Origin of the sequence: Bradyrhizobium sp. 613_E4_N2_2, assembly GCF_052075995.1 — a bacterium.
Lineage (GTDB): Bacteria > Pseudomonadota > Alphaproteobacteria > Rhizobiales > Xanthobacteraceae > Bradyrhizobium > Bradyrhizobium barranii.
In genome coordinates this window covers 5,064,037-5,084,597 of record NZ_CP197234.1, presented here as the reverse complement: position 1 = coordinate 5,084,597, position 20,561 = coordinate 5,064,037, and the positions used below count along the sequence as shown (strand labels likewise).

The 20,561-nt window shown below is 64.9% G+C and carries 25 protein-coding genes; 14 read left to right on the top strand and 11 right to left on the bottom strand.

Annotation, left to right across the window (positions count from 1 at the left end; translation table 11 throughout):
* Nucleotides 1-5: 5 nt before the first annotated feature.
* From AB7290_RS24630 to AB7290_RS24620, 3 genes are read right to left on the bottom strand one after another with little or no spacing between them, the layout of a single operon-like run.
* The gene (locus AB7290_RS24630; protein WP_085402836.1) at nt 6-689 is read right to left on the bottom strand and encodes an amino acid ABC transporter permease; all 684 of its coding nucleotides are present in this window, start codon (nt 687-689) and stop codon (nt 6-8) included.
* A 10-nt stretch (nt 690-699) separates the two neighbouring features.
* Nucleotides 700-1,653, bottom strand: a complete 954-nt coding sequence (locus AB7290_RS24625; protein ID WP_283808582.1) for an NAD(P)-dependent oxidoreductase — start codon at nt 1,651-1,653, stop codon at nt 700-702.
* Nucleotides 1,653-2,393 carry a FadR/GntR family transcriptional regulator gene (locus AB7290_RS24620; RefSeq protein ID WP_071914689.1) on the bottom strand — a complete coding sequence of 247 codons (741 nt, stop codon included), beginning with the start codon at nt 2,391-2,393 and terminating at the stop codon, nt 1,653-1,655. The genes AB7290_RS24625 and AB7290_RS24620 overlap by 1 nt, the downstream gene beginning before the upstream one ends.
* 181 nt (nt 2,394-2,574) lie before the next feature.
* Here AB7290_RS24620 and AB7290_RS24615 point away from each other — a divergent pair, with 181 nt between their 5' ends.
* From AB7290_RS24615 to AB7290_RS24605, 3 genes are all read left to right on the top strand, one after another.
* Nucleotides 2,575-2,892 (top strand): hypothetical protein, encoded by a 318-nt coding sequence (locus AB7290_RS24615; RefSeq protein WP_085402838.1) that lies wholly within the window; start codon nt 2,575-2,577, stop codon nt 2,890-2,892.
* Nucleotides 2,893-2,969: 77 nt separating this feature from the next.
* On the top strand, nt 2,970-3,338 hold the full coding sequence (locus tag AB7290_RS24610; protein ID WP_085402839.1) for a GFA family protein: 369 nt from the start codon (nt 2,970-2,972) through the stop codon (nt 3,336-3,338).
* A 97-nt stretch (nt 3,339-3,435) separates the two neighbouring features.
* On the top strand, nt 3,436-4,251 hold the full coding sequence (locus tag AB7290_RS24605) for a DUF4886 domain-containing protein (RefSeq protein ID WP_085402840.1): 816 nt from the start codon (nt 3,436-3,438) through the stop codon (nt 4,249-4,251).
* 106 nt (nt 4,252-4,357) lie between these two features.
* On the opposite strand, the gene AB7290_RS24600 is transcribed toward AB7290_RS24605, so the two are convergent.
* Nucleotides 4,358-5,134, bottom strand: coding sequence for an exodeoxyribonuclease III (locus tag AB7290_RS24600; protein ID WP_354075944.1), 777 nt, complete (start codon nt 5,132-5,134; stop codon nt 4,358-4,360).
* Nucleotides 5,135-5,202: 68 nt separating this feature from the next.
* Nucleotides 5,203-5,652: a hypothetical protein gene (locus AB7290_RS24595; protein ID WP_144030804.1), complete on the bottom strand. Its 450-nt coding sequence runs from the start codon at nt 5,650-5,652 to the stop codon at nt 5,203-5,205.
* Between AB7290_RS24595 and AB7290_RS24590 the strand changes: the two genes are divergently transcribed.
* Nucleotides 5,651-5,875, top strand: coding sequence for a cysteine rich repeat-containing protein (locus AB7290_RS24590; RefSeq protein WP_071914679.1), 225 nt, complete (start codon nt 5,651-5,653; stop codon nt 5,873-5,875). The genes AB7290_RS24595 and AB7290_RS24590 overlap by 2 nt on opposite strands.
* A gap of 150 nt (nt 5,876-6,025) precedes the next feature.
* On the opposite strand, the gene alr is transcribed toward AB7290_RS24590, so the two are convergent.
* Both alr and AB7290_RS24580 read right to left on the bottom strand, forming a co-directional pair.
* The gene (gene alr / locus AB7290_RS24585) at nt 6,026-7,303 is read right to left on the bottom strand and encodes an alanine racemase (protein ID WP_354076020.1); all 1,278 of its coding nucleotides are present in this window, start codon (nt 7,301-7,303) and stop codon (nt 6,026-6,028) included.
* A 46-nt stretch (nt 7,304-7,349) separates the two neighbouring features.
* Nucleotides 7,350-8,858 (bottom strand): replicative DNA helicase, encoded by a 1,509-nt coding sequence (locus tag AB7290_RS24580; RefSeq protein ID WP_063983703.1) that lies wholly within the window; start codon nt 8,856-8,858, stop codon nt 7,350-7,352.
* A gap of 541 nt (nt 8,859-9,399) precedes the next feature.
* On the opposite strand from AB7290_RS24580, the gene AB7290_RS24575 reads away from it, so the two are divergent.
* The 4 genes from AB7290_RS24575 (at nt 9,400) to AB7290_RS24560 (ending at nt 12,073) form a co-directional block, all read left to right on the top strand.
* Nucleotides 9,400-9,603 (top strand): transcriptional regulator, encoded by a 204-nt coding sequence (locus tag AB7290_RS24575; RefSeq protein WP_085402844.1) that lies wholly within the window; start codon nt 9,400-9,402, stop codon nt 9,601-9,603.
* A 312-nt stretch (nt 9,604-9,915) separates the two neighbouring features.
* Nucleotides 9,916-10,890: a hypothetical protein gene (locus AB7290_RS24570; RefSeq protein ID WP_085402902.1), complete on the top strand. Its 975-nt coding sequence runs from the start codon at nt 9,916-9,918 to the stop codon at nt 10,888-10,890.
* A gap of 108 nt (nt 10,891-10,998) precedes the next feature.
* On the top strand, nt 10,999-11,595 hold the full coding sequence (locus AB7290_RS24565; RefSeq protein WP_085402903.1) for a TetR/AcrR family transcriptional regulator: 597 nt from the start codon (nt 10,999-11,001) through the stop codon (nt 11,593-11,595).
* A 10-nt stretch (nt 11,596-11,605) separates the two neighbouring features.
* Nucleotides 11,606-12,073, top strand: coding sequence for a PaaI family thioesterase (locus tag AB7290_RS24560; protein WP_085402845.1), 468 nt, complete (start codon nt 11,606-11,608; stop codon nt 12,071-12,073).
* Nucleotides 12,074-12,109: 36 nt separating this feature from the next.
* Here the strand turns inward: AB7290_RS24560 and rplI are convergent, their stop codons facing one another.
* The 4 genes from rplI to rpsF form a co-directional block, all read right to left on the bottom strand.
* Entirely contained in the window at nt 12,110-12,712 is a 603-nt protein-coding gene (gene rplI, locus AB7290_RS24555) for a 50S ribosomal protein L9 (protein WP_085402846.1), read from the bottom strand.
* Between the two features lie 48 nt (nt 12,713-12,760).
* Entirely contained in the window at nt 12,761-13,738 is a 978-nt protein-coding gene (locus tag AB7290_RS24550; protein WP_085402847.1) for a hypothetical protein, read from the bottom strand.
* 128 nt (nt 13,739-13,866) lie between these two features.
* Nucleotides 13,867-14,106, bottom strand: a complete 240-nt coding sequence (gene rpsR / locus AB7290_RS24545) for a 30S ribosomal protein S18 (protein WP_007592020.1) — start codon at nt 14,104-14,106, stop codon at nt 13,867-13,869.
* A 5-nt stretch (nt 14,107-14,111) separates the two neighbouring features.
* Nucleotides 14,112-14,618, bottom strand: a complete 507-nt coding sequence (rpsF, locus tag AB7290_RS24540; RefSeq protein ID WP_014495806.1) for a 30S ribosomal protein S6 — start codon at nt 14,616-14,618, stop codon at nt 14,112-14,114.
* Between the two features lie 345 nt (nt 14,619-14,963).
* Between rpsF and AB7290_RS24535 the strand changes: the two genes are divergently transcribed.
* The 6 genes from AB7290_RS24535 to fabF all read left to right on the top strand — a co-directional run bounded on the left by AB7290_RS24535 (nt 14,964) and on the right by fabF (nt 20,500).
* Nucleotides 14,964-15,668 carry a TetR/AcrR family transcriptional regulator C-terminal domain-containing protein gene (locus AB7290_RS24535; RefSeq protein WP_085402848.1) on the top strand — a complete coding sequence of 235 codons (705 nt, stop codon included), beginning with the start codon at nt 14,964-14,966 and terminating at the stop codon, nt 15,666-15,668.
* A gap of 3 nt (nt 15,669-15,671) precedes the next feature.
* Entirely contained in the window at nt 15,672-16,697 is a 1,026-nt protein-coding gene (locus AB7290_RS24530; protein ID WP_441254027.1) for a fatty acid desaturase family protein, read from the top strand.
* 172 nt (nt 16,698-16,869) lie between these two features.
* The gene (fabD, locus tag AB7290_RS24525; protein ID WP_085402904.1) at nt 16,870-17,829 is read left to right on the top strand and encodes an ACP S-malonyltransferase; all 960 of its coding nucleotides are present in this window, start codon (nt 16,870-16,872) and stop codon (nt 17,827-17,829) included.
* A 12-nt stretch (nt 17,830-17,841) separates the two neighbouring features.
* Complete coding sequence (gene fabG, locus AB7290_RS24520; protein ID WP_085402850.1) at nt 17,842-18,579, top strand: 3-oxoacyl-[acyl-carrier-protein] reductase; 738 nt, start codon at nt 17,842-17,844, stop codon at nt 18,577-18,579.
* Nucleotides 18,580-18,886: 307 nt separating this feature from the next.
* Nucleotides 18,887-19,126 carry an acyl carrier protein gene (locus AB7290_RS24515; protein WP_008130699.1) on the top strand — a complete coding sequence of 80 codons (240 nt, stop codon included), beginning with the start codon at nt 18,887-18,889 and terminating at the stop codon, nt 19,124-19,126.
* A gap of 108 nt (nt 19,127-19,234) precedes the next feature.
* Nucleotides 19,235-20,500 (top strand): beta-ketoacyl-ACP synthase II, encoded by a 1,266-nt coding sequence (gene fabF, locus AB7290_RS24510; protein WP_085402851.1) that lies wholly within the window; start codon nt 19,235-19,237, stop codon nt 20,498-20,500.
* Nucleotides 20,501-20,561 lie beyond the last annotated feature (61 nt).

Sequence of the window (20,561 nt, the reverse complement as noted above, 5' to 3'; positions counted from 1 at the left end):
TCATCTCACAACGGTGTGCCGAGCCGGCGCCGGCGCGGGAACAGCACAAGGCCGAGGCCCCAGAAGCCCGCGCGCATCACCAGTGACAGGATGACGTAGAGCACGGCGACGATGATGTAGGTCTCGAACGCGCGGTAGGTGTCCGACTGGATGTAGTTGGCGACGGCGGTGAGTTCCTCCGCCGAGATCTGCGAGCAGACCGAGGAGGCCAGCATCAACAGCACGAACTGGCTGGTCAGCGCCGGATAGACCTTCTCGATCGCCGGCAGCAGGATGATGTGCCAGTAGATTTGCAGGCGCGACAGGGCCAGTCCTTCGGCGGCCTCGATCTGTCCGCGCGGGATCGCTTCGAAGCCGGCGCGCATGATCTCGGCAGTGTAGGCGCCGACATTGATCGTCAACGCGGCCACCGCCACGGTGAAGGCGGAGAATTTCAGGCCGAGGCTGGCGAGGCCGAAATAGACCAGGAAGATCTGGACCAGCAGCGGCGTGTTGCGGATGGTCTCGACATAGACTTTGCAGGCGCCCGCGATCAGCGAGCTTCGCGAGCCACGGCCGACGGCCGCGAGCGTGCCGAACAGGGCGCCGAGCACCGTCGCAAAGGCCGCCAACTCCAGCGTCAGCGCCGCGCCGGCCAGAAAATTCGGCCAACGCTCCAGCACCGCGGGAAAGTCGAGTTGGAGGCTCATCGTATCGGCTTCAGCCCGTCACCTGGTTGGTCATGCGGTCATAGACGCGGAACAGCGCTTGATTGCCGTTGCTGCCTTCGCCATGGGCGCGCGCATCGACATATTGGCTGGTGACGAGCGCGGTGCCGGGCAGCGGCACGCCCAGCGCCTGTGCGTGCTCCTGCACCAGGCGGAGATCCTTGAGTTGGAGATCGATCCGGAAGCCGGCGGAGACGTCGCCCGCGATCATTGCGGGGCCGAGCTTGTCAAGCATCCAGGACGCGGCGGAGCCGCCGAGCAGAACGCGACGCAGCAGATTGAGATCGATGCCGGAAGCGCGCCCGAGCGCTAGTGCCTCGCAGATCGCCTGGATGTTGATGCCACAGATCAACTGATTGCAGAGCTTTACGGTCTGGCCCGCGCCGGAGGCGCCGACATGCGTGATGGTCGTGCCCATTGCGCGGAAGAACGGCTCGGCCTGCGCGAAGGCCGCCGCATCGCCGCCGGCCATGATCGAGAGCGCAGCGTTCTTGGCGCCCACCGGTCCGCCCGAGACCGGCGCGTCGATGAAGCTGACGCCGGCCTTTTGCAGGTCGGCATGGATGCGGCGGACGGCGACCGGCGAGATCGTGCTCATGTCGACGATCAGCTTGCCGGGTGGGGGAGACTTCAGGAGACCATGTTCGCCGTAGACGGTCGCCTCGACGTGGGGTGTATCGGGCAGCATGGTGATGACGATGTCAGCGCCTTGCGCGGCGTCGGCGGGGCTGTTGGCGCCGGCCGCGCCTTCCTTGACGCTGTCGGCCAAGGCGGCTTCGTTGAGATCGAAGACGCGAACCGCATGCCCGGCCGCCAGGAGGTTGCGCACCATCTCGCGGCCCATCGTGCCGATGCCGATGAAGCCGACATTGCCCTTGTCGTTCCGTCCCATGTCAGTCGTCCGTTTCTTGGTTGATTGGTTTCTTGCTTGTTGGCCTGCCGCGATCAGCCTGAGGCGCTGGTCTTGTCGATGTCGCCGACGACGGCGCGCCTGCGGTATTCGTCGCCAATAGCAAAATGCTTGCGCAGCGTCGCATCCGCTCGCTCGGGGTCGCGCGCGATGATCGCGTCGAAGATGCGCCGGTGGTCGTCGATCAAATACGTCTTCATCGACGGGAAGGCCTGCACCAGTTCGCGGCGGCTGCGATGCGAATGCGTCAGCAGTCCCGCCAGCGAGCCGTGCAAGACCGTCAGCGTTTCCGAATGCGAGGCCACGACGATGGCGCGATGGAATTCGAAGTCGGCCATGCCGCCGGCATCCGCCTCGTCGATCGTCTCTCCGATCTTCGCGAGCGCACGCTGCAGGCGTTCGAAATCGGCGATGTTGGCGCGCTCGCAGGCGAGCCGGATCGCCTGACACTCGATCGCGACACGCGCCTGCATGACGTCATCGAGCATGTCCGCCTGCTGGGCGAGCGCGAAGGTGAAGAAGTCGTTCAGCACGGAGACGTCCGGCTGCGTCACTACGGTGCCGATGCGGTCGCGGATCTCGACGATGCCGAGCACTGTGAGGGCGCGCAGCGCCTCGCGGACGATCGGCCGGCTGACGCCGAGGAGGGTTGCCAGCTCGCGCTCAGAAACCAGGCGGTCGCCGGGCTTGAGCGAGCCCGCAAGCAGGCGTTCGCGCAGGAAGGCGAACACCTTCTCGAACCCTTTTTCGCCCTCGGTGGCCCGCTTCACTTCCATCCCGGTCTCTTCTTTGGTCTGATCTTGGTCAGACCAGTAGGCTAACCAGCGCGTCGGCGTCAAGAGCCTTGGTTAATTGCGGGTGTCGCAGGCGCGGCCAATCCGATCAGTTCCCCGGCCGGGTCCTTCAAATTTGAGGCGTATTGATCGGAGCGCTCACTCAAAGAATTTGAGGTCCGCGATGCCCGATCATCATTCTTTCTCCGCCCTCGACCGCCATGCGGCGCTCAGCGGATCCGATAACGGCTTTCCCTGGTATGCGGGCGCGATGCTCGCGGTCGAAGCGAGCGAGGTGGTGCGGCTGCGCTGCGAGACGCTCAGCCACGGCGACGAGGGCGCCCGGCAGGAGGCCGCGCTGATGGTCAGCGAGAAGATCGCCGCGGCTTTCGAGGCGGCCGCGAGCCTGCTTGCGGGAGCAACGCCGGCCACGATCGTCCAGCGCTACCGCGAGCACGTGGCTGCGAACGCCAGGCGGCTGTCCGCGAACGAGGCTCCATGACCGAGTTGCGCTGCTGACAGCATGTTGGCAGCAGGGGCAGGCTACGACCATCTCCTGACAAAACGGAGAGCGGGTCGATGCCGATCGAGGCAAGCTGTCATTGCGGTGAGACGGTGTTCGAGGTGACGGAGGTGCCAGCGAGCGTGACGCGCTGCACCTGCTCCCTCTGCGCCAAGCGGGGCGCGTTGTGGGCCTATTACACGCCGGCGCAATTTCGCCTGCTGTCGCCGCCGGAAAGTGTCGCGACCTATCTCTGGGGCAGCCGCACGGTCAAACATCATTTCTGCGCGAGCTGCGGTTGCGGCACCTATTCGGAGTCGCCGGACTGGTCGACCGGCAAGGCCGATTTCGACAATCCCAAGGTTGCGGTGAACGCTCGCCTGTTCGACGATTTCGATCTCGATGCCGTGCCGGTGAACATGATCGACGGCAGGAATTTGTGGTGAGCATGCAGGGCGCGCGCATGTCCGCTGCGCGTCTGTGACCTTGAGGCGATTTTGAAAAGCTGATTTGGTCCGGCCCCAGAGAAAAAGGGGGGAAGCCATGATGCGTCTTTTTGCGCGAGTGATGCTCGCAATGTGTCTGGCCGTTGTAGCCGGCTTCAACGCGCAGGCGCAGACCAAACCGAAGGTCACGACATCAGGACCTGACTTCCCCAAGGCCGCGCTGTTCGTCGGCAACAGCTTCTTCTACTACAACAACGGCATGCCCGGGCATCTCTCCTTTATGGAGCGCGCGGCTGATGCTGACAACAAGGCGGCGTACCGCAACACCATGGCTACGATCGGCGGCTCCGGCCTCGATTGGCACGACATGGACAATCTGCTGCGGCCGGGCGGCATCGGCGCCTATTCCTTCGACGAGCAGAACAACGTCGTCTTCAACAAGCCGGGCAGGCAGTTCGATGCCGTCGTCATGATGGATTGCAGCCAGTGCCCGATCCATCCGCAACTCAAGGACGCGTTCGCGACCTTCGCCAAGAAGGACAGCGAGATCGTCCGCGCCCACGGCATGCGGCCGGTGTTTTTTATGTCCTGGGCCTATGCCGACAAGCCGGAGATGACGGAAGCGTTGGCCGAGGCCTATACGATCGCCGGCAATGCCAATGATGCGCTCGTGATTCCCGCAGGCCTCGCCTTCGCGCGCGTGCGCAAGCTCCAGCCGGAACTCAATCTGTATGCGCCGGACAAGCGGCACCCGAGTCCGGCGGGCACGTATCTGGCAACCTGCGTGACGCTCGCCGCGCTGACCGGGCGCTCGCCGGTCGGCAATTCCTACAACATGGGACTGGATGCGGAGACGACCCAACTGCTGCAAAAGGCGGCGTGGGATACGGTGCAGGAGTATTACGGGCGTTGATCTGGCGCGATCTCGTAGGGTGGGCAAAGCGAAGCGTGCCCACCACCTTACTCGCGATAGAAGATGGTGGGCACGGCGCAAGAGCGCCTTTGCCCACCCTACGAGATCAACGCTCCTTCAGCACCACCCACGCCGGCGCGTGATCGCTCGCCCCGTCCTCGCCGCGCACCTTCTTGTCGACACCTGCCTTGGCCAGCCGCGAGACGAGGGCAGGGCTGAGCAGGAGATGATCGAGCCGCAGGCCCGCATCGCGCGGCCAGCGGTTTCGCTTGTAGTCCCAGAACGTGTAGATGCGCTTTTCCGGATGCAGCTCACGGATCGCATCGCACCAGCCTTGTTCGACCAGCGAGGCAAACGCAGCGCGGCTCTTCGGCTGAATCAGCGCATCCTTGTCCCATGACCGCGTCGGATATATGTCGATCTCATCAGGCGCGACGTTGTAGTCGCCGGCAAGCACCACGGGCAGATCCTGCTTGATGAAGGTCTTGGCGTGGCGCTTGAGGCGCGCGAACCAGTCGAGCTTGTAGTCGAATTTCGGCCCCGGCTGCGGATTGCCGTTCGGCAGGTAAATGCTGGTGACGATGATTCCGCGCACGGCGGCCTCGATATAGCGGGCCTCGTGATCACCTGGTTTTCCCGGCAAGCGGTCGCGCGTGAGAATGGGTTCGGCATTGCGGGCGAGGATGGCGACGCCGTTCCACGTCTTCTGTCCACACCACACCGCGCCGTAGCCGGCCTGTTCGATGGCCGCTGCCGGAAATTCGCCGTCGGCTGCCTTCAGTTCCTGGAGCGCGACGACATCAGGCTTCGCCGCGCTCAGCCAACGTAACAGGTTGGGCAGGCGGCGGTTGACATTGTTGATGTTGAACGTCGCGATCCTCATGGGCCCAACGACTGGAAATCTTCAGAAATGACTCGCAACCGTTGTCATCGGCGTTCCATGATGTATGCTTACAACCCAAAATTGCCGATCGACACGATGGAGGTTCGACGATGACCAAGCTTTGCCTTGCCGTAGTCGTGGCCGCAACCGCATTTTCCGGAGTGGCTCTTGCTGCCGAGAAAATGGAAATCGCCTGTAGGGTGGAATATTTCAAATATTGCCCCAGTGTCGTGCCGGGGGGCGGGCGCATTGTTGCTTGCCTGAACAGGTACAGGAGCCATATCGGCAACGCGTGCAAAGAGAGCATGGATGCGTGGGTTATCGATAACAAGGCGCGCGGATAATAGAGCGCGATGAGATCGATGAAGCATCATCGCCCCTAGGACCACGGGCGAGGCAGCGACATCAGGCTTCGCCGCGCGGTCGTAGGACAGATTCGGTTGACGTTGAGTGCCGCAATCTTCATGTAGAGATTGCGGCCGCGGTCGTTTGCGCCGCCACCGGAGATCCAAATCCATGTTGAAGTCCAGTCTGAGCCTCGCCATCGTCGCATTCGTCGTCGCGTTCTCCGGTGTCTCGTCGGCACAATCGTCCGATCCACGCGGCGCGTGCAAGGCGGACTATGACAAATTCTGCGCCGGCATCGCGCCCGGTGGCGGCAAGATCATCGCCTGCCTCAACGCCAAGCGCGATCAGCTCAGCGCGTCCTGCAAGACGGCGCTCGACAGCCGGAAGAAGTAAGTCTCGTGTCCCGGACGCGGCGCAGCGTGTGACGCTGCTCCGCAGAGCCGGGACCCAGAAAGCGACAGAGTACGGTGCGAGGAGATGGCCCCGGCTCTGCAGCGCATTGCTGAAGGAGCGCTGCGCCGCGCCCGAAGAACGGGCGCGTCCCTAACTCGGCAGCGGCGGCGGGCTCGCGGGCTGCTCGATCGGCGGCGGGGAGGGCGACTGCTCGGCCGTCGGCGCGGGCTCCGGCTTGACCAGCGGCTCCACCTCATTGCCGCCCTTGTAGACGCGGGCGTAGCGGTGGCCGAGGCTGGTCAGCACCTCGTAGCCAATGGTACCGAAATGATGCGCGAGCTCGTCGACGGTGATGCCCTCGCCGAGCAGCGTCACCAAGTGGCCGCGCCGCGCCGCATTCGGGGCCAAGTCGGTGATGTCGATCGCGATCAGGTCCATCGAAACGCGGCCCGCGACCGGGCAGCGCTTGCCGGCGACAACGACCTCGGCGCCGCGGGTGCCGTCATTGGAGCTGGCGGCGCGGAAATAGCCGTCGGCATAGCCGACCGCGATGATTGCGAGTTTTGTCGGCCGCCGCGCGGTCCAGGTACCGCCATAACCGACGCTCTCGCCGCGCTCGACATTGCGGGTTTGCACGATGCGCGCCTTGAGGTCGACCACGGGCTGCATCGGGTTGTCGGCCTCAGGCGTCGGGTTGACGCCGTAGAGCGCTGCGCCCGGCCGCACCAGGTCGAACTGGAAGGGCGCGCCGAGGAAGATTCCGGAGGAATTGGCAAGCGCAGCCGGCACGCCGGAAAATTCGCTGGCGATACTGCGGAAGGTTGCCAGCTGTTTTGCATTCACGGGACTGTTGAGCTGCTCGGCCGAGACCAGATGGCTCATCACCAGCGTGATGCCGTGATCGCCGGCGTTGATGCGGGGGATGATGGCCTGCGCGTCCGCAAGCGTCAGCCCGAGCCGGTTCATGCCGGTGTCGATGTGAACAGCGGCGCCTCCGGTCCAGCCGGTGCGGCGGCAGAACACGTCCCATTCGGCAAGCTCGTTGAGATCGCCGATCACCGGCCGGCAATTGATCCTGGCGTAGTGCTCGCCGGTGTTCTGGAAATAGCCGCCGAGCACGTAGATCGCGGCCTCCGGCACGGCTTCGCGCACTGTGCGCGCTTCCTCGATGGTGGCGACGAAGAAGGTCTTGCAGCCGGCCTTGCTAAGGGCCCGCGAGACCTGCGCGGCGCCGCAGCCATAGGCATCGGCCTTGATCACGGCCGAGCATTCGGCCGGCACGGCCGTCTTCTCGAGCTTGCGCCAATTGGCGATGATGGCGTCGAGATCGACGGTGAGCACGCCGCCATAGGCTGCGAGCGCGGCAGCCTGATTGGCCTCCGCGGAGAGGAGGCCGGATTGCGGGATCATTTTCGGGTCGGACGCCATTGTCATGGCGCCGTTTTACGCAAGAGGCCGGTCTGGTTCAAGGAACTCAGTAGTCGTTGCCGCTGCGAACCGGCAACTGACTGTCAGGCGCGAGGTCGCCGAACCGCGTGACCGAGGCTTCGAACGCCAAATCGACGGTGCCTGTCGGGCCGTGGCGCTGCTTGCCGATGATGACCTCGGCCTTTCCGTGCGCAAGACTCATGTCAAGCTGCCACTTCTCGTGTTCAGGCGTGCCTGGGCGGGGCTCCTTCATGGCGAGGTAATATTCCTCGCGGTAAACGAACAGGACGACGTCGGCGTCCTGCTCGATTGATCCGGATTCACGCAAGTCGGAGAGCTGCGGCCGTTTGTCGTCGCGGGATTCGACCTGGCGTGAGAGCTGGGACAGCGCGATCACGGGAACGTTGAGCTCCTTGGCCAGCGCCTTCAGGCTGGTCGTGATCTCCGTGATTTCCTGTACTCGGTTGTCACTCCGCTTGCCGGATCCGGAGAGCAACTGGATGTAGTCGATCACGAGGAGATCGAGGCCCTTCTGCCGCTTCAGCCGGCGCGCGCGTGCCATCAGCTGCGCGATCGACAGGCCGCCGGTCGCGTCGACATAGAACGGCAGCGACTGCAGCTCGATCGAGACTTCCCGGATCTTGTCGAAATCGGCTTCCGAGATGCCGCCGCGGCGGATGTGGGAGGAGGGAATGCCGGTGCGCTCGGCGACGATACGCGTGGCGAGCTGGTCGGCCGACATTTCGCAGGAGAAGAAGCCGATCACGCCGCCATTGGCGGCCTTCATGGTGCCGTCAGCCTGGACCTCGCCGACATAGGCCTTGGCGACGTTGTAGGCGACGTTGGTCGCCAGCGAAGTCTTGCCCATGCCCGGGCGTCCGGCCACAATGATGAGGTCGGAGTGCTGGAGGCCGCCCATCTTGGTGTCGAGGTCGCGCATGCCGGTCGAGATGCCGGACAGCTTTCCATCGCGCTGGAACGCTTTGGCCGCGAGATCGACCGCGACCGCCAACGCCTGCGAGAATTTCTGGAAGCCGCCGTCATAACGGCCGGATTCGGCGAGTTCGTACAGGCGGCGCTCGGCGTCCTCGATCTGCGCCCGCGGTGCGAAGTCGACCGGCGCGTCATAGGCGACATTGACCATGTCTTCGCCGATGCCGATCAGGTCGCGTCGCAGCGCCAGATCATAGATGGTACGGCCGTAGTCCTGGGCGTTGATGATGGTGGTCGCTTCCGCCGCGAGCCGCGCCAGATATTGCCCGATGGTCATGCCGCCGACATCGGTGTCGGCCGGGAGGAACGTCTTCAGCGTGACGGGCGTGGCGATCTTGCCCATCCGGATCAGGCTGCTGGCCGTCTCGTAGATGGTCTGATGCAGCGGCTCGAAATAATGCTTCGGCTCGAGGAAGTCGGAGACGCGGTAGAAGGCGTCGTTGTTGACCAGGATCGCGCCGAGAAGGCTCTGTTCCGCCTCGATATTATGCGGCGCGCTCCGATACGCCGGAGTTCCGGGCTCGGGCGCGAGTTTGAGGACGTTCGAATCAGTCAGGGCCATGGTCGAGCGTTAGCAATTTTCTGGGGCGGATACGGGGCCGGGATAAAGCGCCGCCTCAGGCCAAAGCGGAAGCAAAAGCTGACCGCTATCAACCGCTCAGTTAAAATGGTGGATGATTGGCAGCCGCGGCACGCGCCGCGCTTGACGGTTTTTGCGGAACTCGCCCGTCCCGGAAGCGGCCGTGACCGCGCCACGGAAAACTCCGGGTGACATGAACCTAATGGATTGGCGCGCAGACGTATCAAGAAGCGCGCGAAATGACGCACGCCGGGAGCTTTGGGCTCGGATTCAGACCAGCAGGAGGTAGACCAGCGCAACCAGGGCCGCTCCGACGCCGGTGGCGATCAGGGCGTAATCGGTGCGGAGGTCGTCCTGCACGTCGAATGAGGTTTGGGTCCGCTTGCTCATGGCGAGGGTCTAAGCCGGGCCCGACGAGACTTATGTGAAACAGATCACATCTCCCCGGATTCTTTCGGGGTACGACCCGGAACAGGAAGGCGGGCGGGGGGTTGTCTCCCGCCACCAGGGAACGAGGCGAGCGATGCGGCCAGAACGGCAGCAGAATTGGCGAAGCGAGGCGGCCAGCCGGCTTTGGCTGTCGGGCCTCATCGCGGCCATGCAGCACGCCGAGCGGCCCGAAGTGCGGCGCGAGCCGGTCTCGCCCGAGATCCTCGCGGACCTGCGGGCGCAACTGGCGTTAACAGCCTCGTTCCGATCGTCCCAGATCTCGACCCTGCGTCATTAGGATTTATTCACCAACCAGCGTCAGGCCCGGGTTCGGCGCCGCCTTCGCGCGCACGATGACGGGTGTCTGCGGCGTCGTGACTTTGCGACGATGTGCCGCTTCCGACAGGCGACGCGTCGTCTCACGAGGCCACCGGCACTCGAACAAGCTGCAGCGCTATTGCGCTGTGATCACAGCCGATATTCCAAAAGCGCTTAATCACATCCTTGCGTGTGGAGGCTGCTTCCATTCGCGGCTCAATCCGCTAAAAGGTGACCCGCCGCCGCGCCTTATGCCGGCTGCATTCGCGTAAATTCAATGGAGATGATGGGAATGTCGAGCCGAGCGCTCAGCCTCGCGACGGTATTGCTTCTGATCGGCTTCGGCGCGACCGATACCGTTCTTGCGCAGGCGACGAACCTCGAGGCCGGCAAGGCCCCATCCCAGCTTTTCGCGCAGACCTGCAGTGCCTGCCACAAGAGCCCGCGCGGCCTGTTGAAGACGGTGGCGCCGGGCTCGCTGCCGGGCTTCCTGCGCCAGCACTACACGACCAGCTCCGACATGGCCGGCGTGCTCGCGTCCTATCTCGTCTCAAACGGTGCCACCGACACCCGCTACCAGGCCAAGGACGGCAAGGACAAAAAGGACGGCGCCAAGGAGAAGGAAGCCAATACCGCGCCGGACCATCAGGGGCGCCGCCAGCGCTCCCAGGACGCCGCCAAGCCGGACGGCGAGGCTGCCGCTCCCGCGCCCGAGGGCGCCCGTCAGAAGCGCGCGGCACGGCCACCCGAGGAGGGATCGAAGGAAGGTGCGAGGCTCGAGGGCCAGGCAGCGCCCGAGGGACGCAAAGCTAAGCGTCGCGCCAAGCCCGGGACCGAGGAAGCACCGAAGGTCGACGCCGCCGCGCCGGCCATTGAAGACAAGAAGAGCGAGCCGAAGGCCGAGACCAAGTCCGACACCAAGCCCGACACGGCCAAGGTCGAGCCCGGCCGTGACGAGGCGAAGCCCGAGAACAAGCCGGCGGAGAAGCCGGCTGAAGCCAGGCCTGATAGTGCCAAGGTCGAGCCGCGCGGCAGCGATACGCCGGCGCTGCGGCCCGATCCGGTACCGCAGGTCACGCCGGCTGCACCGTCTGCCGCCGCGAAGCCCGCCGAGGCCAGGCCGGCGGAGGAGGCTGCTCCCAAGCCTGCCGCGAGCTCCGAACCGGCAACCAAGCCGCAGGAGCCGGCACCGCCCGCGACCGCTGCGGCCCCGCCCGCGGCGCCAGCCGACTCGTCCGGTCCGCCCACACCGCCGATTTCGCGCTAAGCGAGCCAGATTTTCCGTCGATTTGCGAAGGCCGCACGCATCGCGGCCTTCGCATCGTCTTGACCGCATTTAGAGCGTTACTCTAGAGTGATGCTCCAGGAGGTGTCGATGACGACGAGCGTGCGTGACGACCTGTTGGCGGCCGGGCTTTTCGTATTCGACCGCGTCGGCTTCGAAGCCGCGACGGTGGCAGCGATCCGCGCCCGGGCACGCGCCTCCAACGGCAGCTTCTTTCATGTCTTCGGATCGAAGAAGGAACTGGCGGGTGCGCTGTTCCTGGAGGTGCTGCGGCACTATCACGCCGCAGTGCTGGCCGCGCTCGATCCGATGCCCAGTGCCGGGCAGGGCATCGATCGGCTGATCCGGGCCCATCTCGACTGGGTGGTGTCGAGCCGGCGCGAGGCCCGCTATCTCTTCGAGATATCGCGCAGCGAATGGAGCGAGGACGTCCGCGACGCTCAGCGCGCGCAGAATGCGCGCCTTGCCGAAGGCATCGAGCGCTGGCGCGCGCCGTTGGTTGCCGGTGGCGAGCTTTTGCCGATGACGCCGGTGATGTTCGTCAGCCAGCTCATCGGCCCTGCCCAGATATTCTGCCGCGCCTTTCTCTCGGGACGTGACCGCGCCGATCCCCGCAGCGAAGCCGACACGCTTGTCGCCTGTGCCAACCGTGCGCTTCGCCCGCCCGATCGCATCCACAAGCAATAGGAGAAGCCGCATGCGAGCCGAAGCAGATCCCGAATTCGGTCCGATCGCCGAGCGCATCCACGCCAATGTCGGCCGGCAGGGGTTTATGAACCTGGTGGGCGCCGAGCTCTCGGAATTGTCGCGCGGCACCTGCACGATTGCGGTCGCGCGCCGGCCCGAGCTGCTCCAGCAGCACGGCTTCTTCCATGGCGGCGTCACCGCCTTCCTGGTCGACAACGCCACGACGATCGCAGCGGCGACCTCGCGCGGCCAGCCGGCGTTGACGGCGGAATACAAGCTCAATCTGTTGTCGCCGGCGGTCGGCGAGAAGCTGATCTGCCGGGCCAGGGTGATCAAGCCGGGCCGCCAGGTCTCGGTGGTCGCGGCCGACGTGTTTTGCGTCAACGACGGTGTCGAGAAGCACACGGCAACTGCGCTCGCTTCGATCGCGATGCTGAGCGAGGACGTCGCCGCGAAAACGAAAAGCCCGGCCGCCTGAGGCGGCCGGGCGTCGCAACCTGCGCGAACGCGGGTCTTACTTCTCGGTCTCGTCCGCAGCCGGCGCCGGCTCGTCGTCCTGCTGGGCTTCCGCATCGAAGAACTCGCCGGCGGCGGCGATCGCTTCGGCGGCCGCATCGCGGTCCTCGTTGCGGGTCGAGATGTCCTCGCCGCGGTTGATGCGCTCGGCCTCGTCCTGGCTGCGCGCAACCGTGACGGAAACCTCGACCTCGACCTCGGGGTGAACGGCGACGGTGATGGTGTGCTTGCCGATGGTCTTGATCGGCGCGTCGAGCTGCACTTGCGGGCGCTCAAGCGAGACACCGTCGGCTTCGAACGCAATGACGACGTCGCGCACCGTGACCGAGCCGAACAGCTGGCCGGCTTCGGAAGCCTGACGGATCACGATGATGTTCTTGCCTTGGATCTTCTCGGCGACCTTGGACGCCTCGCCCTTGGACTGGAGGTTGCGAGCCTCGAGATCGGCCTTCATGCCGTCGTACTTGGCGCGGTTGTCGGCGGTGGCGCGCAGCGCCTTGCCGCGCTTGAGCAGGAAATTGCGGGCATAGCCGTCGCGAACCTTCACGACTTCGCCCATCTGGCCGAGCTTGCTCACGCGTTCCAGCAAAATGACTTCCATATTCGTTCTCCTTTGAAGTGTTGAGTGAGTTGGGTTTTGGGGTTGAACTTAAGAGGTTGGCAGCGGCGGTGGCTGGCGGCTGCGCAGGAAGCGCTCGCGGAAGCCGAACACGGCATCCGCGAGGCCGAGGATCACCATCGCGATGACGGGCCAGCCGAACACGACGACGACGGCATAGGTCGAGCCGAGCCAGAAGGTGCGGCTCTTCAGCGCCAGCGTCAGCGTATGCAGCACGGCAAAACCGGTCAGCGCATAGCCCATCATCAGCGCCGCCGTCGTGATCTGCGCGACCATCGCGAGCAATCCGCCGGTGAAGCAGAACGCGAGCGCGATGCAGAGCGCCACCAGCGTCATCGGCGGCAGCTCGGCCGTCATCATGTCCGGCCACGGACGCAGCAGGCGGCCAGATGTCGCCGTTATCTTGCCGCTGAGCCAGAGATTGAGGGTGAGCGTCATCATCGCGACGATGGTGGCAGCGGCCGGAGCGATGAGCACCAGCGCGTCGACGAACTGACCGGCTTCGCCTGACGTCTGCGGGTCGGCGGTGCGGAGCAGGCGCATCAAGCCGCGCCGCAGCGTGCCGGTGATGGTCTCGGCGTCGGTGCCGAGGGTGAGCAGGGCGGCGATCGTGGTCAGCGCGGCGAAGCCCGCGATCCACAGCAGGATGCGGCCGACCGGATACCATTCGAGCTCGGGCTCGGCCGGCGGCTCGGTGGTGGCTTCCGGCGCGACGGGTCCAAGGCGCCGGCTGAGCAGGACGAGATGGCCGAGCCACCACGCGGGCAGCGCGACGGTGACGGCAAACGCGATGCAGTAGGGCAGGCCGAACAGGGCCCCGAGGCCGATCGCAGCGGCGATGCCGCCGAGGCTCGCGCAAAGCGGGCCCCAACCGATCGAGGCGACCATCAGCGGCAGCGGCGCGAGATAGAACAGGACGAGCGAGATCAGCGCGCCCGATACGATCGAGGCGAACATCAGGGCCGACGCAGCGCCGGCGATCAGGGCTATCAATCCAAGAGTCATCATCAGCTGTCCCGCTCCCTTCGAGCGGTTAGAGGCATCTCGCCCCAACCATCGGCGACCGGACGACCCGGAAGCCTTATGAAACCAAAAAAGCGCGGCCGGCGGCGATGTCGCCGCCGGCCGAATTCGTCTTAGCGAATGACGTAGGGCAGCAGGCCCAGGAAGCGCGCGCGCTTGATGGCGCGGGCGAGCTCACGCTGCTTCTTGGCCGACACCGCGGTGATGCGGCTCGGCACGATCTTGCCGCGCTCGGAGACGTAGCGCATCAAGAGCTTGGAGTCCTTGTAGTCGATCTTCGGAGCATTTGCGCCCGTGAACGGGCAGCTCTTGCGACGACGGAAAAACGGACGGCGTGCACCAGCTTCAGCCATTGATCTTACTCCGCATCCGGCGTTGTCGTTTCAGCTTCGTCGCGCGGACGGCGCGGACCGCGGTCACCGCGGAAGCCACCACCGTCGCGATCGCCGCCACGGAAACCACCCTCGCGGTCGCCACGGAAGCCACCGCCTTCACGATCGCCGCGGAAGCCGCCGCCACGGTCGTCACGCTCGCGGTCACGGTCAGCCTTGCGCATCATCGCCGACGGGCCTTCCTCGAGCTCCTCGACGCGAACGCTGAGATAGCGGATCACGTCTTCGCTGATGCGCTCCTGGCGCTCGATCTCGGCGATCGCCGCGGACGGCGCGTCGATGTTGAGCAGCACGAAGTGCGCCTTGCGGTTCTTGTTCATGCGGTAGGTGAGGGAGCGAACGCCCCAATTCTCGGTCTTGGTGACCTTGCCGCCGAGACCCTCGACGATGCCGGTCATCTGCGCAGTCAGCTCTTCGACCTGCTGCGTGCTCGCGTCTTGGCGCGCGAGAAAAACATGCTCATAGAGAGCCATAATCGTCCTTTCCTCATGTTGGCGCATCGCCCGGCGTCAAGCCCTTAAGAGGCCTTCGGAAAGGACTCTGGGATTAAGCTCAGAAGGCGGAAACACGGGACGACGGGCCGACTGGCCCTGCCACACCAAAATCACGAATGATTTGCTGAGACCGTCCGTTCAGCTCCCGGCCGGGGTCTGCGGATGGCGCGCTTATACGGATTTTGGCCGGCTTTGCAAGGTTGGAGGCCGTGCTTTCGGCCCCGGATGGTTCCGGTGCGGGCAGCGGGACCGGTCCTCCCGGACCATACCAGCTTGATTTATTTGTTTGTATGGCATACAAGTAAATCAACGCAGAGGACCCCAATGGCGGAAAAGTCGGTCCATGAGCCGTTAGAGGCGGCTGGCGACCCCAAGCATGCGGCCCGGGCCACACGTTCGGCCGGTCGCAAGATGCGGTCGCTGCTGCTGGATGCGGCGAGCCCGCTGTTCAGGGAGCGGGGGCTGTCCGGCACGGCCATCACCGACATTGCCGCCGCCGCGGACGCGTTCCCGAGCCAGATCACCTATTACTTCCGCACCAAGGAGGCGCTGTTCGTCGAATGCGCCTGCCGCGAGCTGCTGTATCTGGCGCGGGCGACGGAGCAGGCAGCGCTGAAAGCGCGCACGCCGCGGGACTATACCCGCGCGCTGGCCGAGACCGTGACGGCGAGCGATTCGGTCGCCTTCTTCGCAGAGGCGCTGACGCTGACCCGGCGGCGCCAGGATCTTGCGCCGCTGGTCGAGCGCACCATCGAGCGCCTGCACGGTGAAGGCGCACGCGCCTATGCGAGCCAGGTCGCGCGGCACGGCTGGCGCTCCCTGCGTGCGCCCGACGAAAGCTCGCGGCGGTTCTGGGCCGTCGCCATCGGCGTCATTCTCGAGGGGTACGCGATGGGCCGGTCGCCGGATGAATTGTGCGCCGAGATGCTGCGTGTGCTCGGCGAGCAGGCGAAATCAGCCAGCGACACGGCGCGGCTCCGTCTGGTCGACGAGCGCGACGCATCTGGCAGTTCGAATGAGGAGGGTTAGGTCATGACCGCACTTCGCATGCGTGCCCGCGATTTCCTGACCGACGACCAACTCGCGGACGTGCGCCAGCGCGTGACCTGGAAAGGCGTCGCGCTGATCGCCCACGCCTGGGCACTCATTGTCGCAGCGATCGCTTTGGTCGCGTGGTGGCCCAACCCGATCACCTACATTCTCGCCGTTGCCATCATCGGTTCGCGCCAGCTCGGGCTTGCGATCCTGATGCATGACGGCGCGCATGGCTGCCTGTCCGCTGACGAGAAGACCAATCTGGCCCTGAGCCAATGGCTCTGCGCCTATCCTCTCTTCGCGGAGACGCGCAGCTATCGGCGCTATCACCTTCAGCATCACGCGCGCACCCAGCAGGAGGATGACCCCGATCTCGTGCTGTCGGCGCCGTTTCCGATCACCAGGCTGAGCTATCGCCGCAAGTTCATTCGCGACATCACCGGACAGACCGGCTACCAGCAGCGCAAGGCGCAACTGCTCAATGCGCTCGGGCCGAAGGACTGGACGTTGCGGCAGCGCGCGGCGCATTTCTGGGAGAAACTCGGCCCGCAATGTCTCGCCAATGCCGCGATGTTCGCAGCGCTCGCGGCGGCCGGCGTGTGGTGGGCCTATGCGCTTTTATGGCTGGTGCCGCTGTTGACCTGGATGATGGTCATCACCCGCATCCGTAACATCGCCGAGCACGCCGTCGTGCCCGACAGTAGCGATCCCTTGCGCAACACCCGCACCACGCATGCGAATTTCCTCGAGCGGCTGTTCATCGCGCCGTACTACGTGAACTATCACCTCGAGCATCATCTCCTGTTCTACGTGCCCTGCTACAATCTGCCGAAGGTGCATCGCCTGCTGAGTGCGAGCCGGCACGCCGGCCGCATGGAGGTGCAGCCGGGCTACGCCGCGGTGCTGCGGCTGGCGACCGCGAAGCCGGACCGGGATGACCGTCCGGGTCAGCTCGTGAACAGCGCGCGCCGCGCGCAGGCAGGGGCGGCGGTCGACGCCAATCAGACCAATGGTGGATTCTAGGGCCAGCATTCCCCGTTGAATCCCGGGCGAAGTTCCTATCTTGGCTTGACATTCCGGCCCCGGACAGTGTCTACGGCCCCCTTTGGAGCATGATCCGGAACCATGGCGTAAGGCCGTGCGTCATCGGCTGCCGGTTCTCGCAGGGATCACGCCCGACAAGCAGGGAGCGCCGATGACGGCAGCATTCACATTTCCAGGGCAGGGGTCCCAGGCGGTTGGCATGGGCAAGGCCCTGGCCGACGCCTTTCCGGTGGCGCGCGCCGTGTTCGACGAGGTCGATGCCGCGCTTGGGGAGAAGCTGACGGCGATCATCTGGGATGGTCCTGCAGAAACGCTCCAGCTTACCGAGAACGCCCAGCCGGCGCTGATGGCGGTATCTGTCGCCACGCTGCGTGTGCTGGAGGCCGAAGCCGGGTTTTCCGTGGGGCGGGATGCGGCCTTCGTCGCCGGCCACTCGCTCGGTGAATATTCGGCGCTGGCCGCGGCCGGCAGCCTGACGATCTCGGATACCGCGCGGTTGCTTCGCACCCGCGGTCTCGCAATGCAAAAAGCCGTGCCGGTCGGCGCCGGTGCGATGGCCGCTCTTCTTGGTCTCGACTACGAGGCCGCCATGGAGGTCGCAGGCGAGGCGGCACAGGGCCAGGTCTGCCAGGCCGCCAACGACAATGGTGGCGGGCAGGTTGTCGTCTCCGGCGACAAGGCTGCGGTCGATCGCGCCGTCGAGATTGCCAAGACCAAGGGTGCCAAGCGCGCAATGCTGCTGCCGGTGTCCGCACCGTTCCATTGCAAGTTGATGCAGCCCGCCGCCGACGCCATGGCGGAGGCGCTGGCGAAGGTCACGATCAAGGCGCCGGCGGCGCCGCTGGTGTCGAACGTGCTGGCGAGCGCCATCAGCGATCCCGACGAGATCCGTCGCCGCCTGGTCGAGCAAGTCACCGGCACGGTGCGCTGGCGCGAGTCGGTTGCCTATATGGCAGGGCAGGGCGTCAACCGCTTCTTCGAGATCGGCGCCGGCAAGGTGCTGTCTGGTCTCGTCAAGCGCATTGCGGACGGCGCCGTCGGCGTGTCGGTCGGTGGTCCCAACGACATTGCCGCTGCCAAGGATGCATTGGCCTCTGCGAAGCAGGCCTGAAGGAGTTTTTCAATGTTCGACCTGACTGGCAAAAAGGCGCTCGTCACCGGCGCGACCGGCGGCATCGGCGGCGCGATCGCGCAGGCGCTGCACGCGCAGGGTGCTACCGTTGCGATTTCCGGAACGCGCGAGGAAGTGCTGGATGAACTTGCCGGCAAGCTCGGCGAGCGTACCCATGTGCTGCCCTGCAATCTCTCCAAGGCCGACGAGGTCGAGGCGCTGGTGCCCGCTGCGGAAGCCGCGATGGGGCAGGTCGACATTCTCGTCGCCAATGCCGGCATCACCCGCGACAATCTCTTCGTCCAGCTCCGTGACGAGGACTGGGAGGAGGTCATCAACATCAATCTGACCTCGACCTTCCGTCTGGCGCGCGCCGCGACCAAGCTGATGATGCGCAAGCGCTTCGGCCGCATCATTGCCATCACGTCGATCGTCGGCGTCACCGGCAATCCCGGGCAGGGCAACTACACGGCATCGAAGGCCGGCCTGATCGGCATGATCAAGACGCTCGGTGCCGAATACGCCAAGCGCGGCGTGACCGCGAACTGCATCGCGCCGGGCTTCATCAAGACGCCGATGACCGATGCGCTCAACGACAAGCAGCGCGAGACGATTCTGGCCAAGGTTCCGGCTGCCCGCCTGGGGACGCCGGAGGACATCGCAGCCGCCGCCGTCTACCTGAGTTCGAACGAAGCGGCCTACGTCACGGGACAAACCATCCACGTCAATGGCGGCATGGCCATGATCTGACGTCTCCTTCCGCACTGCCCACATGGGCGGTGCGGGATGCGGCAAACGGCCGTTTCCGGTGCGAAATGAGGCTTGTAGTCAAGGCAGTTGAAGTATGATAACCGGACGCTCAACGGATGGGCAAAGAACGCCATTGCAGGTTTTTGAAACCCTGTATATTGGCGATGCGGAGCCTTGGCCGTCTCGCCGGGCCTGCATCGGTTAAGATGGGGCCAATCAAAGTTCGTAAGCGAAGGCAGTCAACGACCACGACGGCTCGTATCGTCCCGGGGGGTCGGGTCTACAGGGAACAACACGAGGTTATGCAATGAGTGACATTGGCGAGCGGGTTAAGAAGATCGTGGTCGAACACCTTGGTGTTGAACCCGAGAAGGTTGTCGACGCTGCGAGCTTCATCGACGACCTCGGCGCCGACAGTCTGGACACCGTCGAGCTGGTGATGGCGTTCGAAGAAGAATTCGGTTGCGAGATTCCGGACGACGCCGCGGAGACGATTCTCACCGTCGGCGACGCCACGAAGTTTCTCGAGAAGAACGCGAAGAGCTAAGGCTCTTCATTTTCGCGGGGACAACATTGAAACCGGACGGGCCGCTGACCAGCGGTCAGCCGGTTTCTTGTTATTGGCCGTGAATCTTTCGATGCGGAGTTTTCGAACATGAGGCGGGTTGTCGTCACTGGTCTCGGCATGGTGTCGCCGCTCGGCTGCGGCGTCGAACCGACCTGGAAACGCATCCTCAACGGCGAAAGCGGCGCACGCAGGATCGAGAGCTTCGATGTCTCCGATCTTCAGACCAAATACGCCTGCACCGTCGTGCGCGGCGACGGCACGAACGATACTTTCAATCCCGATACCTGGATGGAGCCGAAGGACCAGCGCAAGGTCGACGACTTCATCATCTTCGGCATGGCCGCAGCCGGCCAGGCGCTCGATGATGCCAACTGGCATCCCGAGACCGAAGAGGACAAGTGCGCGACCGGCACCATGATCGGTTCCGGCATCGGCGGCCTCACCGGCATTGCCGAAACCGCGATCCTCCTGAAGGAGCGTGGACCGCGCCGGGTGTCGCCGTTCTTCATTCCGGGCCGCCTCATCAATCTTGCTTCCGGCTACGTCTCGATCGCGCACGGTCTGAAGGGGCCGAACCATTCGGTGGTCACGGCCTGCTCGACCGGTGCACATGCGGTGGGCGACGCCGCCCGCCTGATTGCGCTGGGCGATGCCGACGTCATGGTTGCCGGTGGCGCCGAGTCGCCGATCAGCCGGATCGGCATTGCCGGCTTCAACGCCGCGCGCGCGCTCTCGACCGGATTCAACGAAACGCCCGAGAAGGCATCGCGTCCCTACGACAAGGACCGCGACGGCTTCGTGATGGGCGAGGGCGCCGGCGTCCTCGTCCTGGAAGAACTCGAGCACGCTCAGCGCCGCGGCGCCAAGATCTACGCCGAGGTGATCGGCTACGGTCTTTCGGGCGATGCCTATCACATCACCTCGCCGTCGCCCGATGGCGATGGCGGCTTCCGCAGCATGTCGGCAGCGCTCAAGCGCGCCGGCCTCACGGCATCCGATCTCGACTACATCAACGCCCACGGCACCTCGACACCGCTCGGCGACGAGATCGAGCTCGGTGCGGTCGAGCGGCTGCTCGGCAACGCCGCTTCCAAGGTCGCGATGTCCTCGACCAAATCCTCGACCGGCCATCTCCTCGGTGCCGCCGGCGCGATCGAGGCGATCTTCGCCATTCTCGCGATTCGCGATAATGTCGTGCCGCCGACCATCAATCTGGACAATCCGTCGGTCGAGACTGCGATCGATCTCGTGCCGCACATTGCGAAGCAGCGCGAGGTCAACGTCGCGTTGTCGAATTCTTTTGGTTTTGGCGGTACCAACGCGTCGGTGATCTTCCGCCGCCTGGTTCATTAGTTTGCGTTTGAAACGAATCCACCGTTTTGCCGTATTCGGCGATAGTCATACCCCGTGGGCG

Excerpts from the sequence above, each read along its gene's own strand:
- AB7290_RS24630 (WP_085402836.1), bottom strand. The coding sequence starts at position 689 with ATGAGCCTCCAACTCGACTTTCCCGCGGTGCTGGAGCGTTGGCCGAAT.
- AB7290_RS24620 (WP_071914689.1), bottom strand. The coding sequence starts at position 2,393 with ATGGAAGTGAAGCGGGCCACCGAGGGCGAAAAAGGGTTCGAGAAGGTG.
- AB7290_RS24615 (WP_085402838.1), top strand. The coding sequence starts at position 2,575 with ATGCCCGATCATCATTCTTTCTCCGCCCTCGACCGCCATGCGGCGCTC.
- AB7290_RS24610 (WP_085402839.1), top strand. The coding sequence starts at position 2,970 with ATGCCGATCGAGGCAAGCTGTCATTGCGGTGAGACGGTGTTCGAGGTG.
- AB7290_RS24605 (WP_085402840.1), top strand. The coding sequence starts at position 3,436 with ATGATGCGTCTTTTTGCGCGAGTGATGCTCGCAATGTGTCTGGCCGTT.
- AB7290_RS24600 (WP_354075944.1), bottom strand. The coding sequence starts at position 5,134 with ATGAGGATCGCGACGTTCAACATCAACAATGTCAACCGCCGCCTGCCC.
- AB7290_RS24590 (WP_071914679.1), top strand. The coding sequence starts at position 5,651 with ATGTTGAAGTCCAGTCTGAGCCTCGCCATCGTCGCATTCGTCGTCGCG.
- AB7290_RS24595 (WP_144030804.1), bottom strand. The coding sequence starts at position 5,652 with ATGGATTTGGATCTCCGGTGGCGGCGCAAACGACCGCGGCCGCAATCT.
- alr (WP_354076020.1), bottom strand. The coding sequence starts at position 7,303 with ATGGCGTCCGACCCGAAAATGATCCCGCAATCCGGCCTCCTCTCCGCG.
- AB7290_RS24580 (WP_063983703.1), bottom strand. The coding sequence starts at position 8,858 with ATGGCCCTGACTGATTCGAACGTCCTCAAACTCGCGCCCGAGCCCGGA.
- AB7290_RS24575 (WP_085402844.1), top strand. The coding sequence starts at position 9,400 with ATGCGGCCAGAACGGCAGCAGAATTGGCGAAGCGAGGCGGCCAGCCGG.
- AB7290_RS24570 (WP_085402902.1), top strand. The coding sequence starts at position 9,916 with ATGTCGAGCCGAGCGCTCAGCCTCGCGACGGTATTGCTTCTGATCGGC.
- AB7290_RS24565 (WP_085402903.1), top strand. The coding sequence starts at position 10,999 with ATGACGACGAGCGTGCGTGACGACCTGTTGGCGGCCGGGCTTTTCGTA.
- AB7290_RS24560 (WP_085402845.1), top strand. The coding sequence starts at position 11,606 with ATGCGAGCCGAAGCAGATCCCGAATTCGGTCCGATCGCCGAGCGCATC.
- rplI (WP_085402846.1), bottom strand. The coding sequence starts at position 12,712 with ATGGAAGTCATTTTGCTGGAACGCGTGAGCAAGCTCGGCCAGATGGGC.
- AB7290_RS24550 (WP_085402847.1), bottom strand. The coding sequence starts at position 13,738 with ATGATGACTCTTGGATTGATAGCCCTGATCGCCGGCGCTGCGTCGGCC.
- rpsR (WP_007592020.1), bottom strand. The coding sequence starts at position 14,106 with ATGGCTGAAGCTGGTGCACGCCGTCCGTTTTTCCGTCGTCGCAAGAGC.
- rpsF (WP_014495806.1), bottom strand. The coding sequence starts at position 14,618 with ATGGCTCTCTATGAGCATGTTTTTCTCGCGCGCCAAGACGCGAGCACG.
- AB7290_RS24535 (WP_085402848.1), top strand. The coding sequence starts at position 14,964 with ATGGCGGAAAAGTCGGTCCATGAGCCGTTAGAGGCGGCTGGCGACCCC.
- AB7290_RS24530 (WP_441254027.1), top strand. The coding sequence starts at position 15,672 with ATGACCGCACTTCGCATGCGTGCCCGCGATTTCCTGACCGACGACCAA.
- fabD (WP_085402904.1), top strand. The coding sequence starts at position 16,870 with ATGACGGCAGCATTCACATTTCCAGGGCAGGGGTCCCAGGCGGTTGGC.
- fabG (WP_085402850.1), top strand. The coding sequence starts at position 17,842 with ATGTTCGACCTGACTGGCAAAAAGGCGCTCGTCACCGGCGCGACCGGC.
- AB7290_RS24515 (WP_008130699.1), top strand. The coding sequence starts at position 18,887 with ATGAGTGACATTGGCGAGCGGGTTAAGAAGATCGTGGTCGAACACCTT.
- fabF (WP_085402851.1), top strand. The coding sequence starts at position 19,235 with ATGAGGCGGGTTGTCGTCACTGGTCTCGGCATGGTGTCGCCGCTCGGC.